This is a genomic window from Roseateles aquae, assembly GCF_032337115.1.
GTDB lineage: Bacteria > Pseudomonadota > Gammaproteobacteria > Burkholderiales > Burkholderiaceae_C > Roseateles_C > Roseateles_C aquae.
In genome coordinates, this window is the sequence record NZ_JAVXZY010000002.1 from 330,616 (window position 1) to 343,406 (window position 12,791).

The window sequence follows — 12,791 nt, forward strand, 5'->3', positions numbered from 1 at the left end:
GGCATGCAAATTTCAGCCCCCTGCGTCGTCTCCCTGAGCTGGAGACTTGAGGACGCCCAAGGCCAGTTGATCGACGAACTGGCCGAACCCCTGGAGTTCTTCTACGGCGGCGACGACCTGTTCGCCAAGGTCGAGGAAGCGATCAACGGCCAGGAGGCCGGCTTCGAGACCAGCCTGGCGCTGGAGCCCGAGGACGCCTTCGGCGAGTACGACTCGGCCCTGGTCTGCTTCGAGGCCCGCTCGGTGCTGCCCGAGAACGTCGAGGTCGGCATGCAGTTCGAAGGCCTGCCCGAAGGCGCGGTGACCGAGAACATGCCGGCCGAGGCCATCTACACCGTCACCGAGGTCTATCCGCAGCACGTGGTGCTGGATGGCAACCACCCGCTGGCCGGCATCGGCCTGCGCATGCATCTGCGTGTGCGCGATGTGCGCGAAGCCAGCGAGGAAGAAATCGCCGTCGGCAGCCTCGGCGAGGCGGTATTCAGCATCGTCAACGGCGCCCCGCCGGACGAGCCGCTGCACTGAACACCAAGAACCAACCACAGAGACACAGAGACACGGAGACGCATGAGGGAGTGGCAGCGACTGCCGCGCTCTCCGCGTTGCTCTGTGTTGCCTCTGTGCCTCCGTGTCTCTGTGGTCTGCTCAAGAACGCTTCAGTGCTTGCCTGTCGAGCCGAATCCGCCTTCGCCGCGCGCACTGGCGTCGAAGTCGTCGACAACACGGAACTGCGCCTGCACCACCGGCACGATGATCAGCTGGGCGATGCGCTCCAGCGGGTTGATCACAAAGGTCGTCTGGCCGCGGTTCCAGCAGCTGACCATCAGCTGGCCCTGGTAGTCTGAATCGATCAGGCCGACCAGATTGCCCAGCACGATGCCATGCTTGTGGCCGAGGCCCGAGCGCGGCAGGATCATGGCCGCCAGGCCCGGGTCGCCGATGTGGATGGCCAGGCCGGTGGGCACCAGAAAGGTCTGACCGGGCTCCAGCGTCACCGGCGCATCGAGGCAGGCGCGCAGATCGAGGCCAGCGCTGCCGGGGGTTGCATAGGTGGGAAGTTGCTCGGCCATGCGGGCGTCGAGCACTTTGATGTCAATCGTCGTCATTGGGGGCTTGAGTTCAGGAGGCGTGGAGACGTCGGGCAATGTCGGCCACCAGTTCGCGGGCCAGGCTCAGCTTGTCGCGGGCCTGGCCGTCGGCGGGTAGATGGCGCTCGCCGTCGGCGTCCACCAGGACCAGCGCGTTGTCATCGCGACCAAAGGTGGCCGGGCCCAGATTGCCGACGATCAGCGGCACGCCCTTGCGTTGCAGCTTGTCGCGCGCATGCTTGATCAGGTCTTGGCTCTCGGCGGCAAAGCCAACGCAGAAAGGCTTGTCGGGCAAGGCCGCCACGGCCGCCAGGATGTCCGGGTTCTCGGTCAGCTCGAACACCGGCGCGCTCTTGGGCGCGTCGGGGCTCTTGTCTTTCTTGATCTTGTGCTCGTTCATCGTCGCCGGGCGCCAGTCGGCCACGGCGGCGGTGGCGATGAAGATGTCGTGGGCGGCGGCGCGGGGCAGCACGGCCTCATGCATCTGCAGCGCCGTTTGCACATCGATGCGCCGCACCCCGTGCGGCGTGGCCAGGTGCACCGGGCCGGCCACCAGCGTCACCTCGGCGCCGGCCTCGGCCGCCGCACGCGCCAGCGCAAAGCCCATCTTGCCGCTGGAGCGATTGGTGATGCCGCGCACCGGGTCGATCGGCTCGAAGGTCGGGCCGGCGGTGATCAGCAGCCTCTTGCCGGCCAGCAGCTTGGGCTGCACAAAGGCGATCAGCTCATCAAGCAGTTCCTGCGCTTCCAGCATCCGGCCATCGCCGACCTCGCCACAGGCCTGATCGCCCGCGGCCGGACCGAGCACCGTCGCCCCATCGGCACGCAGCTGCGCGATATTTCGCTGCGTGGCCGGATGGGCCCACATCTCGCGGTTCATCGCTGGTGCCACCAGCAGCGGGCAGCGTTCGATGGGCCGCGCCAGTGCAGTGAGGCTGAGCAGATCATCGGCGCGGCCCTGCACCAGCTTGGCGATCAGGTCGGCACTGGCCGGCGCAATCAGCATCAGATCGGCCTCGCGGCTCAGATTGATGTGGGCCATATTGTTGGCCTCGCGCGCATCCCACTGGCTGCTGTAGACGGGGCGGTTGGACAGCGCCTGCATCGTCACCGGCGTGATGAAGGCCTCGGCGGCCTCGCTCATCATCACCTGCACCGTCGCACCGGCCTTGGCCAGCAGCCGCGTCAACTCGGCAATCTTGTAGCAGGCGATGCCGCCGGAGAGGCCGAGCAGCACATGCTTTCCCTGCATCTGCAGTTTTTCCAATTGGGACATGCCTCAACTCTACCAGCCCTCCACATCACCAATGAGGCTGGCGATGTCCAAGCAGAGCCCTCGCGACAGCGTGGTTTGCATCTGCTGCTATTCTCCCGCCCGCGATGCCGCGCCAACACCGGAGCGGCGTGCGTTCAGCAAAACCTAGACGCCAAACCAGGCGCGCCAAACGGAGGAAACCCATGGAAGCAATACGCTTCAGCGACGCAGTGCGTCGTTCACATTCTGTGTTCATGCTCACCGTCACGCTGAGCCTTCTCTTTTCCGGCTGCGGAGGCGGTGGCGGCGGTGCTGGTGGTTCCAATGCCCAGCCCAATCAGCCCGGCGACACCAGGCCAGTGACTTCGATCAAGGCTCAGCCGACCGATCAGAGCGTTGTCGCCGGCAAGGCTGCAAGCTTCAGTATCAGCGTCGAGGGAACTGCAAGCATCCAGTGGCAAGCCCTGTCAAATGGAAACTGGATCGACATCTCGGGTGCTACCTCAGCGAGCTTTGCGCTTCCCACCACCAGCGTTGAGGACGACGGTCACCAGTATCGAGCGGTCATAGCCCCATCGGCTGGCGGCAGTGCAATCACCAGTGCAGTCGCTACCTTGCATGTCGCCCCAAACATCAGTTGGAGCTTCAAGTCCCCGTCTTTCATTGGCGCGGAACTCAACAGCGTCCGCTGGGTCGACGACGGAAAGGTTGCCGTGGCAGTTGGCAGCAATGGGACCATTGTGCGCAGCGTTGATGGCGGCCTCACCTGGACACACATTCGCAGAAGCCGCAACGATGCGCCGCGTCTGACTCAACTGCTGGTGACAGATTCGCAGACTCTGGTAGCCAGCGGCCCCAAGGTATTCATGCGATCTAGCGACGCCGGAGCCACTTGGTCCCAATTGCCCGCACCTTGGGGCGATGGACTGCTACTCGCGTTTCGCACATCTCAAGTGGGCATTGCAGCAGACGCCACCGGGAAGGCATATCGCACATCCGACGGCGGATTAACCTGGCAGGAGACCAAGCCTGTCGCCGTTGGCGCACTCAATACCCTTGAATGCAACTCCCAGGTCTGCATTGCCACAGGCTGGGACAGGACTCACAACGGGAACTTGAATGCCTGGAAGAGCAACGACGATGGGTTCAGCTGGACGGAAGTTGACTTCAAGCCAAAGACAGTCGAGGACCTAGGCCTGTGGGCCGTTGGTGTTGTTGACGCCAATACCATTTACGCCTTCGGGGACGGCTGGAAGGGGCGCTCCGTCGGCCGCAGCGCAGACGGTGGAGCCACTTGGACTTGGGAGACTATGTTTGCCCAGCAGCGCTCGACCGGTGTGCGGTTTGCCGACCGTACTCACGGCTTGACTCTGGATGGCTCGGCGCGCACAGAAGACGGCGGCCGAAGCTGGCTCGACACGCCGAGCTTCAGAAATTTCATGCCACAGGGTCTTGCGCTGTCGAGTAGCGGTTTGAGTCTAGCGGTCGATGTAGCCGGGCAAATCATGCGGAGTGTCGACTTCGGCGCAAGCTGGTCGGCTGTTTTCAAGACTGCCGACGGCGATATGAAGCGCCATCAGTTCAGCAGCCTTGCATTCTCGGATCGACAGAATGGATTGGCCGTCAGCGCCCACGATGTGCTCTTCACGGTTGATGGTGGTCAGTCGTGGACAAAGACCAATCTAGACGCATCCATTGCCAATGGAGTATTGGAAAAGGTTGCCTTCGCCAACCCGACAACTGCAGTCCTAGTGGGGAGCTCTGCGGTGCGCAGCACAGATGGTGGGAGATCTTGGCAGAAGATCAACAGCCTACCTTGGGGCGACTTTAGCGCCGTCGCCTTCTCGCCTGCCGGGTGGGGTCTGCTCGCAGGTCAGAATGGCATGTTCAGGAGCACAGATGCAGGCGCGAGTTGGACGATGGTCCGAGCGCCAGGAACAGATAGGTTCGGAGTCTTCGCCATCCGCGGGAACGTCGTGTTGGCGGGGGGATTTGGCACCATGCTTCGTAGCGAGGATGCAGGCCTGACCTGGACCCAGGTGTCGGGACTCACAGAATGGGTCTACAGCATCAGTTGGTCGGATGCACAAACAGCGTTTGCTGTAACGACGCGCGGCAGGCTCTTGAAGAGCACGGACGCCGGTAGGAGCTGGAATGCGGTCGACGTCGGCACTGACAAGCATCTGTTGGCAGTGTCCTTCTCGTCAGATGGCAGCCTCGGACTAGTGAGTGGTGCAGGCGTGGTTCTGCATACCACCGATGGAGGCCAGACCTGGTCTAAGGACTTGTCGGGCTATCCGTTCTTTTGGTATGCCATCGCCTTTGCCGACTCCCGTACGCCTTTCGTGGCTGGAGACAACGGCGTGATCATGCAAGGTTCTGGCTACTGAACTTTAGCCGAAGGTGCAATACGCAGGCGGCAGGGGCTGCCTGCTGCACCTGCCAATCGATTCAAAGCCGACAAAAAGTTGGCTTAGCGCCGCCTGAACACCAGATCCCAGACGCCGTGGCCCAGCTTGATGCCACGGTTCTCGAACTTGGTCAGCGGCCGGTAGGCCGGCTTCTCGGCATAGCTCTCTGCGGTGTTCTGCAACTGCGGCTCTGCGCCCAGCACTTCGAGCATCTGCTCGGCGTAGGGCTGCCAGTCGGTGGCGCAATGCAGATAGCCGCCCGGCGCCAGGTGTTCGACCAGCTTGGCCACAAAGGCCGGCTGGATCAGCCGGCGCTTGTTGTGGCGCTTCTTGTGCCAGGGATCGGGGAAGAAGATGTGGATGCCGGCCAGGCTGGCCTTGGGAATCATCTGCTCCAGCACCTCGACGGCATCGTGCTGGAAGATGCGGATATTCGGAATGCCCTGCTCGCCAATCAGCTTCAGCAGCGCGCCGACGCCCGGCTCATGCACCTCGCAGCCGATGAAGTCGTGGTCGGCCAGCGTCTGCGCAATCTGCGCCGTGGCGCCGCCCATGCCAAAGCCGATCTCCAGCACCACGGGGGCCTGGCGGCCGAACACCGCCTCGTAGTTCAGCGGCGCGGCCGGCTGGTAGGGCAACACGAAGCGCGGGCCCAGCTCGGCCAGCGCCTTGATCTGGCCGGTACCCATGCGACCGGCACGCACGACAAAGCTCTTGATGCCCCGGCGCTGCGCGGCGGCCGCCTCGCTCTCGGCCATCTCTGCGCTCTCAGGGGTGTCAGGTCTTGCGTCGTTCATGCTGCGGCTCTCTGGGGCCGCCCTCGGTAGCGGGGCGGCGGGGGTGGGATTTTAGGCCAGCGCGCAGCGAGGGCCGAGCTCAGCCGCCGTGATCAGCCGACCACGCCCATGACGATGGGTCCGTCTTGCCAGGCCGTGCCCGGCTCGGCCAGCGTGCAAGCGGCCTGATAGCTGGCAATGGCGCGCTCGGCCTGAGCCTGCGTGTTGGCGTGAACGAAAGCCATCGGCTCGCCGGCCGCCAAGCTGCTGCCCAAGGGTCGTACCTGCGAGAGGCCAACACCGAAGTCGATGCCATCGCTGGCCTGGCGACGCCCCCCGCCCATCTCGACGATGATCAGGCCGATATCGCGGGTGGCCATTTGCGTCAGCACACCGGCGCGCGGGGCCGGCACCGGCAGGCGCAGCGGCGCGGCCGGCAGGTAGTGGCTGCTGCGCTCGAGCAGATCGGCCGGACCACCGAGGGCGGCAACCATCTGCGCGAACTTCTCGGCCGCTGCACCGCTGTCCAGCGCCGCCTGCAGCTTCAGCCGTGCCGCGGCGCTGTCGGCGGCCAGGCCACCGAGCACCAGCATCTCGGCGGCCAGCGCCAGCGTCACCTCATGCAGGCGTGGCTCGACGCGCTCACCCTTGAGGTAAGCAATCGTCTCGTCGATTTCCAGCGCATTGCCAACCTCGTAGCCCAGCACCTGGTTCATGTCGGTGATCAGCGCCCGTGTCTTGAGCCCGGCACCGCCGGCCACGGCGACGATGCTCTCGGCCAGTTCCTGCGCAAAAGCCGGCGTGCTGGCGAAGGCGCCGTTGCCGCACTTGATGTCCATGGACAGGCCCTGCAGCCCCGCCGCCAGCTTCTTGGACAGGATGGACGCGGTGATCAGCGGCACGCTTTCCACCGTGGCCGTCACGTCACGGGTGGCGTAGAAGCGCTTGTCGGCCGGTGCCAGATCGCCGGTCTGGCCAATGATGGCGCAGCCGAGCTTGCGCACCAGGCGATCGAACTCGGCCGGCGGCGGCATGGTGTTGTAACCGGGAATGGCCTCCAGCTTGTCGACGGTGCCGCCGGTGTGGCCCAGGCCGCGGCCGGCAATCATCGGCACATAGCCGCCGCAGGCCGCCACCATGGGCGCCAGCATCAGGCTGACCTTGTCGCCGACGCCGCCGCTGGAATGCTTGTCCAGCACCGGGCCTGGCATATCGGGCCAGGCCATGACACGGCCAGAATGCATCATCGCGCGGGTCAGCGCTACCGCTTCGTCGCGGCCCATGCCGCGCAGGAACACCGCCATGCCCAGCGCGGCCACCTGCCCTTCGCTCCAGCTGCCATCGGTGAGGCCCTGTACAAAGGACTGGATCTGTGCCTCGCTCAGCGCGTGGCCGTCGCGCTTGGCGCGGATGATTTCTTGAGCCAGCATCAAACTGCGTGTCCGTTCAAGAGGTGGAAAAAACAAACGTCAACAAGGCATCAGTAAGCGGCATTCGAGCGCTGCGTGCCCTCGCCGCGCAGCTGCGCCTCGATGGCATCGAGCAGGCCACTGGCGCCGAAGCGCAGGCGGCGTGGCTGCAGGGCCTCACGACCGAGCTTGGCGGCCGCAAGTTCGAGGTAGACGCGTGCGTCCTCGACGCTGCGGATGCCGCCCGAGGCCTTGAAGCCGGCCGCCGGCAGGCCGCTGGCGGCAATCTCCTGCAGCATCATGGCCGCTGCCTCCGGCGTGGCCGAGACGCGCGACTTGCCAGTGCTGGTCTTGACGAAATCGGCACCGGCCATCAGCGCCAGCCGGGTCGCCTGCGCTATCAGCTCCGGCGTGGCCAGCTCACCGCTTTCGATGATGACCTTCAGCGTCAGCGGCCGGCTGGCATGGCGCACCTCGGCCAGGAACTCGGCCACCTCGGTCTGCTGGCCGGCGATCAAGGCCTTGTAGGGCAGCACCACATCGACCTCGTTGCCGCCGGCCTGGGCAATGGCTGCCACATCGGCCAGCGCGCGCGGTACGTCGAGCGCACCGTCGGGGAAATCGGCCACCGCCGCGACCTGGATCTCGGCCGGCAACAGCCGGCGCGCCAGCGCCACGAAACGCGGCCAGACACAGACGGCGGCCACGGCGCCGAACGGGCTCTGCGCACGCAGGCAGAGGCGTTCGATGTCCGCCTCGGTATCGCCATCGTTCAGGCTGGTCAGGTCCAGGCACTGCAGCGCCAGGCGGGCCGCTTCTTCGTGCGTCAGGCGCTGTTCGTTCTTTGACTCGCTCATTGACGACTCCTCCCTTGTGATCACCGCCGCGGCTTCAGCTGCGCAGCGAGGGCAACTCGGCCAAGCCGGCCACCACCTGGGCGAGGAACTGGGCCGCACGTTCGCCGCTGACGGCCGCCTGCTGCAGCGTCAGCGCATGGGTCAGCGCTTCGGCCGACAGGCCGGCGGCCATATTCGTCATCAGCGCCATGCCCATCACGCGCAGGCCGGCATGGCGAGCCAGAATGGTTTCGGGCACGGTGCTCATGCCCACGGCATCGGCACCCCAGGCCGCGAACATGCGGATCTCGGCCGGCGTTTCGAACTGCGGGCCCAGCGCCCAGACATAGGTGCCCTCGCCCAGCATCAGATTGCTGGCCTGGGCGATCTTCTTGGCGTGCTGGCGCAACTCCAGGTCGTAAGCGGTGCTCATGTCGACAAAGCGCTCACTGCCCGGCTCGCCGACCAGCGGCGAGCGCTGCGGCGCGTTGATGTGATCGGCAATCAGCATCAGGCTGCCCGGCGGCATGTGCGGGCGCAGGCTGCCCGAGGCATTGGTCTGCACCAGGGCCTTGACGCCCCAGCGCTTGAGCGTACGCAGCGCGCCAGCCATGCCGGTGCACTCGCCGCTCTCGTAGGTGTGGGCACGGCCACGCAGCATGATGACGCGCTGCTCGCCCATGCGGCCGACGACGACCTCGCTGACATGGCCCTCGACCTTGGGTTGCGGGAAGGCGCTCAGCTCGCCGTAGGCCAGATGCTTGGCGTCCTGCACCTGGTCCACCGCACCGGCCCAGCCGGAACCCAGCACCACGGCCACCTCGGGCGCTGCGCCAAACTCGGCTTGCAGGCGGGCCACACTGGCGTCGATGCGCGTATTCAAATCGTTGGACATGATGTTCTCTCCATGGCTGGGGTCAGGGCCGACCCACTCAGAATTTCAGATGATCGGGGCCAAAGCTGAAAGGCAGCAAGTCGGCCAGCGTCCACTGCTGGCGGATGCCGCCGGGATCGCCAGCAATGATCAGCAAGTCGCCGCCGGCGAACTCGCGCAGCTTCTGCCGGCAACCGCCGCAGGGCGTGATGATCTCTGGGCCGGGCCCGGTGACGAGCACCGCCCGCGCCTGGCGACCACCGGCCATCACCATGGCGCTGAGCGCCGTGGCCTCGGCGCACCAGCCCTGCGGATAGGCAGCGTTTTCAATATTCGCGCCGGCGTGTATGCGGCCCTGCTCATCGAGCACCGCAGCGCCCACGGCATAGCCCGAGTACGGTGAATGCGAATGCGCGCGCGCGCCCAGCGAGGCTGCCAGCAGCTGCTGCAGCAGTTCAGTCGAGATCGAAGCCATTACCTTTCCTTGACGTAGGGTCGGCCCAGCGCCTTGGGCGCCAGTGCCTGGCCGATGAAACCGGCCAGCAGGATCACAGTCAGCAAATAAGGCAAAGCCTGAATCAGCTGCACCGGCACCTCACCGCCACCGAAGGCCGCGGGCAGACGTGTGCCTTGCAACCGTATCGCCACTGCATCCAGGAAACCGAACAGCAGGCAGGCGGCCATCGTCGGCAGCGGCTTCCACTTGCCGAAGATCATGGCCGCCAGGGCGATGAAGCCGCGGCCGGCGGTCATGTTCGGCGAGAAGGAGGCGTTCTGTGCCAGCGTCAGATAGCTGCCCGCCAGGCCGCAGATCAGTCCATTGAGCAGCAAGGCGGTGTAGCGCAGGCCCGGCACCGACACGCCAGCGGCATCAACCATCGCCGGGTTCTCGCCGACCGCGCGCAACCGCAATCCCAGCTTGGTGTGTTCAAGCAGGAACCACACGCCCACCACCAGCGCAAACGCCAGATAAACCAGCAGGTTGTGGCTCAGCAGGCCATGGCCCAGCACCGCCTGAAGCCACTGCCCCGCCTGGGGTTCGGCAAAGGCCGGCGCCACGGCGCTGATACGCACCTCGGGCGCCACCGGCGGCGTCTGCCCGCCCTGGGCAAACCAGGCAATGCCCAGCACCACGGTCAGGCCGGCGGCGACCATATTGATCGCCACGCCGGTGACCACCTGATCACCCCGATGGCTGACGCAGGCAAAGCCATGCAGCAGCGACAGCGCGCAGGCCACCAACAGCGCCGCCGTCACACCCAGCGCCGTCGAATGGCCCAGGCTGGCCGCGGCCGCCGCAGCGAAGGCAGCGAACAGCATCTTGCCTTCCAGACCGATGTCGATCACGCCGGAGCGTTCAGACAAAAGCCCGGCCAGCGCGCACAGCAGCAGCGGCGTGGTGACGCGCAGCGTCGACGCAATCAGCGAGCCAATCAGCACCTCATCCATGGCGGACCTCCCGGCGCTTGAAGCTGGCGTACAGGCGAGCGAACATCGGCGCGCTGACCATGGCCATCGCTCCAGCGAACAAGACGATCAGGCCCTGCACCGTGACCACCATCTCGCGCGAGAAGCCGGGCACCTCGAAAGACACTTCGACACCGCCCTGGTACAGCACACCAAACAGCAGCGCCGCCAGGATGATGCCGACCGGGTGATTGCGCCCCATCAGCGACACGGCAATGCCGGTGAAGCCGGCGCCTGCGACGAAGTCCAGCGTCAGCTTGCCCTGCACACCGGAGATTTCATTGACGCCGACCAAGCCGGCCAGTGCACCGGACAAGCCCATCGCAATCAGCACCTGCAGGCGTGGCTTGATGCCGGCATAGTGGGCCGCCTGCGGCGCCGAGCCGACCGCGCGCAGCTTGTAGCCGGCGCGGCTCTTCCAGAGCAGCCACCAGACCCCGAAGGCGGCCAGCAAGGCCAGCAGCAGGCTCAGGTTCAGCGGTGAGGACGGCAGCTCGATGCCGAACTTCTCGGCCAGCTGATGCAGGGCCGGCATGCGCGCGCTGTCGGCGAATTCATCGCTCTCCACCGCCATCGAGCCCTTGGGGCGCAGCCAGTTGACCAGCAGATAGACGTTCAGACTGGCAGCCAGGAAATTGAACATGATGGTCGTGATGACGATATGGCTGCCGCGCCAGGCCTGCAGATAGGCCGGCACCGCCGCCCACAGCATGCCGAACAGCCCGGCGGCCAGAATCACCAGCGGCAGCATCACCAGCATCGGCAGGCCCTTGCCCAGCCACAGCGCTACCAGCGCCACGCCGAGGCCGCCAAAGGTCGCCTGCCCTTCACCGCCGATATTGAACAGGCCGCCATGAAAAGCCACCGCCACCGCCAAGCCGGTGAAGATGAACGTGGTCGCGTAATAAAGCGTGTAGCCCAGGCCGCGGGCACTGCCCAGCGAGCCCTGCAGCAGCACCGACAGGGCCTGCAGCGGGCTTTGCCCGATCAGCAGCACGACGCCGCCGGCCACCAGCAAGGCGATCAACAGATTCCACAAAGGCAGCAGCACCAGATCCATCCAGCGCGGCATCACGATGGCCTGGCTCATGCGCCCTGCTCCTCAGCTTGTGCGGCCATCAACAGGCCCAGGGTTTTCTCGTCGCATTGCGCAATGCCCAACTCGCCGGTGACGCGGCCGCCGTTCATCACGACGACGCGATCGGCCAGCGCCAGAATCTCGTCCAGCTCGCTGCTGACCAGCAGCACCGCACAGCCTTCGCGGGCCAGGCGGCGCAGCTGGCCGTGAATGAACTCGATGGCGCCGATGTCAACGCCACGGGTCGGCTGGCCCACCAGCAGCACCGCCGGCTGCTGGCCGATCTCGCGGGCCAGGATCAGCTTCTGCTGATTGCCGCCGGAGAACTTCGACGAGCCCAGCAGCGGGTCACGCGGCCGCACATCGAACTGCTCCATCATCTGCGCCGTCTGTGTGCGCATATGGCCTTGATTCATGCCCAGACCCAGCGGCGCGGCGCGGTACTGCGCCTGCTCGTGATAGCCGAGAGCCGCCGTTTCCCAGGCCGGAAAGCTCATCACCATGCCCAGCACATGGCGGTCTTCCGGCACATGGGCCAGTTTCAGCTGGCGCGCCAGTTCGGGCGTCAGCCACTGCCCAGCGGCAAAGCGCTGATCGCCCAGCTGCAGCTCACCAGCTTCGGGCGCGCGCATGCCCGCCAGCACCTCCAGCAGCTCACTCTGGCCATTGCCGGACACCCCGGCCACGCCGACGATTTCGCCGGCACGCAGCTCGATGTTCACCCCGGCCAACGCCGGCACACCGTGCGCGTCACGCAGCTTCAGGCCACGCGCTTGCAGGCGCAGCGCCTGGGCCTCAGCGGCCACCAGATCGCCACGGGCCAGGTTGACCTTGCGCCCCACCATCGCCTCGGCGAGATCTTCCGGGCTGGTGTCGGCAATGGCCGTGGTCTTGACGACCTGGCCCGCACGCATCACCGTCACCGCATCGCACAGCGCCATCACTTCCTTGAGCTTGTGCGTGATCAGCAGAATCGTCGTGCCCATGGCCTTGAGCTTGCGCAGGGTCACGAACAGCTGTTCGGTCTCCTGCGGCGTCAGCACCGCCGTTGGCTCGTCCAGGATCAGGATCTTGGCGCCGCGGTACAGCGCCTTGAGAATTTCCAGGCGCTGCAACTCGCCCACCGGCAGTTCGCCCACCAGCGCATCCAGCCGCACCTGCAGGCCGGTGTCCTGCATCAGCGCTTCCAGCTTGGCGCGCACCGCCTTCTTGCCGCGCGAGAGGAAGAAGGCCGGCTCTGCGCCGAGCATCACGTTGTCGATGCAGGACAGCGTGTCCACCAGCATGAAGTGCTGATGCACCATGCCAATGCCCAGCGCGATCGCTTCATGCGAGTTGGCGATGCGCACGCGCTCGCCGCGAACCTCGATATGCCCCTCGTCGGCCTGGTAGTAGCCGTAGAGGATGGCCATCAGCGTCGACTTGCCGGCACCGTTTTCACCAACGATGCCGTGCACCGTGGCCGGCGCGATGCTCATGGAAACCGCACGGTTGGCCTGCACCGCGCCGAAGCGCTTGGAGATGTCGCACAGGCGAACCGCGGGGGGCACTGCTGTGCCGCGGCTGGATTCAGACATGCTGTTGGAGCGCCGGTTGA

At 65.8% G+C, this 12,791-nt stretch carries 12 protein-coding genes; 2 read left to right on the forward strand and 10 right to left on the reverse strand.

The window, feature by feature from the left end; genetic code table 11:
• The first annotated feature begins 3 nt into the window (after positions 1–3).
• Positions 4–525: an FKBP-type peptidyl-prolyl cis-trans isomerase gene (locus RQP53_RS06750; protein WP_315649460.1), complete on the forward strand. Its 522-nt coding sequence runs from the start codon at positions 4–6 to the stop codon at positions 523–525.
• A gap of 131 nt (positions 526–656) precedes the next feature.
• Here RQP53_RS06750 and dut read toward each other — a convergent pair whose 3' ends face one another.
• Both dut and coaBC read right to left on the reverse strand, forming a co-directional pair.
• Complete coding sequence (dut, locus tag RQP53_RS06755; protein WP_315649461.1) at positions 657–1,106, reverse strand: dUTP diphosphatase; 450 nt, start codon at positions 1,104–1,106, stop codon at positions 657–659.
• 13 nt (positions 1,107–1,119) lie between these two features.
• Positions 1,120–2,364, reverse strand: a complete 1,245-nt coding sequence (gene coaBC, locus RQP53_RS06760; RefSeq protein WP_315649462.1) for a bifunctional phosphopantothenoylcysteine decarboxylase/phosphopantothenate--cysteine ligase CoaBC — start codon at positions 2,362–2,364, stop codon at positions 1,120–1,122.
• 182 nt (positions 2,365–2,546) lie between these two features.
• Between coaBC and RQP53_RS06765 the strand changes: the two genes are divergently transcribed.
• Positions 2,547–4,733 (forward strand): WD40/YVTN/BNR-like repeat-containing protein, encoded by a 2,187-nt coding sequence (locus tag RQP53_RS06765; RefSeq protein WP_315649463.1) that lies wholly within the window; start codon positions 2,547–2,549, stop codon positions 4,731–4,733.
• An 83-nt stretch (positions 4,734–4,816) separates the two neighbouring features.
• Here RQP53_RS06765 and trmB read toward each other — a convergent pair whose 3' ends face one another.
• The 8 genes from trmB to RQP53_RS06805 form a co-directional block, all read right to left on the reverse strand.
• Positions 4,817–5,512 carry a tRNA (guanosine(46)-N7)-methyltransferase TrmB gene (gene trmB, locus RQP53_RS06770; RefSeq protein ID WP_315649892.1) on the reverse strand — a complete coding sequence of 232 codons (696 nt, stop codon included), beginning with the start codon at positions 5,510–5,512 and terminating at the stop codon, positions 4,817–4,819.
• 131 nt (positions 5,513–5,643) lie between these two features.
• The gene (gene deoA, locus RQP53_RS06775) at positions 5,644–6,963 is read right to left on the reverse strand and encodes a thymidine phosphorylase (RefSeq protein ID WP_315649464.1); all 1,320 of its coding nucleotides are present in this window, start codon (positions 6,961–6,963) and stop codon (positions 5,644–5,646) included.
• Positions 6,964–7,010: 47 nt separating this feature from the next.
• Positions 7,011–7,796 carry a deoxyribose-phosphate aldolase gene (gene deoC / locus RQP53_RS06780; protein WP_315649465.1) on the reverse strand — a complete coding sequence of 262 codons (786 nt, stop codon included), beginning with the start codon at positions 7,794–7,796 and terminating at the stop codon, positions 7,011–7,013.
• 34 nt (positions 7,797–7,830) lie between these two features.
• A complete protein-coding gene (locus RQP53_RS06785) occupies positions 7,831–8,670 on the reverse strand; it encodes a purine-nucleoside phosphorylase (protein ID WP_315649466.1) in 840 nt (279 codons plus the stop codon).
• Between the two features lie 37 nt (positions 8,671–8,707).
• Positions 8,708–9,124, reverse strand: coding sequence for a cytidine deaminase (cdd, locus tag RQP53_RS06790; RefSeq protein WP_315649467.1), 417 nt, complete (start codon positions 9,122–9,124; stop codon positions 8,708–8,710).
• Positions 9,124–10,098, reverse strand: coding sequence for an ABC transporter permease (locus RQP53_RS06795; protein ID WP_315649468.1), 975 nt, complete (start codon positions 10,096–10,098; stop codon positions 9,124–9,126). The genes cdd and RQP53_RS06795 overlap by 1 nt, the downstream gene beginning before the upstream one ends.
• Entirely contained in the window at positions 10,091–11,206 is a 1,116-nt protein-coding gene (locus RQP53_RS06800; protein WP_315649469.1) for an ABC transporter permease, read from the reverse strand. The genes RQP53_RS06795 and RQP53_RS06800 overlap by 8 nt, the downstream gene beginning before the upstream one ends.
• Entirely contained in the window at positions 11,203–12,771 is a 1,569-nt protein-coding gene (locus RQP53_RS06805; protein WP_315649470.1) for an ABC transporter ATP-binding protein, read from the reverse strand. The genes RQP53_RS06800 and RQP53_RS06805 overlap by 4 nt, the downstream gene beginning before the upstream one ends.
• Positions 12,772–12,791: the final 20 nt, after the last annotated feature.

Coding starts and splice junctions, on each gene's coding strand:
- dut (WP_315649461.1), bottom strand. CDS start 1,106: ATGACGACGATTGACATCAAAGTGCTCGACGCCCGCATGGCCGAGCAA.
- RQP53_RS06800 (WP_315649469.1), bottom strand. CDS start 11,206: ATGAGCCAGGCCATCGTGATGCCGCGCTGGATGGATCTGGTGCTGCTG.
- coaBC (WP_315649462.1), bottom strand. CDS start 2,364: ATGTCCCAATTGGAAAAACTGCAGATGCAGGGAAAGCATGTGCTGCTC.
- cdd (WP_315649467.1), bottom strand. CDS start 9,124: ATGGCTTCGATCTCGACTGAACTGCTGCAGCAGCTGCTGGCAGCCTCG.
- deoC (WP_315649465.1), bottom strand. CDS start 7,796: ATGAGCGAGTCAAAGAACGAACAGCGCCTGACGCACGAAGAAGCGGCC.
- RQP53_RS06765 (WP_315649463.1), top strand. CDS start 2,547: ATGGAAGCAATACGCTTCAGCGACGCAGTGCGTCGTTCACATTCTGTG.
- RQP53_RS06795 (WP_315649468.1), bottom strand. CDS start 10,098: ATGGATGAGGTGCTGATTGGCTCGCTGATTGCGTCGACGCTGCGCGTC.
- trmB (WP_315649892.1), bottom strand. CDS start 5,512: ATGGCCGAGAGCGAGGCGGCCGCCGCGCAGCGCCGGGGCATCAAGAGC.
- RQP53_RS06805 (WP_315649470.1), bottom strand. CDS start 12,771: ATGTCTGAATCCAGCCGCGGCACAGCAGTGCCCCCCGCGGTTCGCCTG.
- RQP53_RS06750 (WP_315649460.1), top strand. CDS start 4: ATGCAAATTTCAGCCCCCTGCGTCGTCTCCCTGAGCTGGAGACTTGAG.
- RQP53_RS06785 (WP_315649466.1), bottom strand. CDS start 8,670: ATGTCCAACGATTTGAATACGCGCATCGACGCCAGTGTGGCCCGCCTG.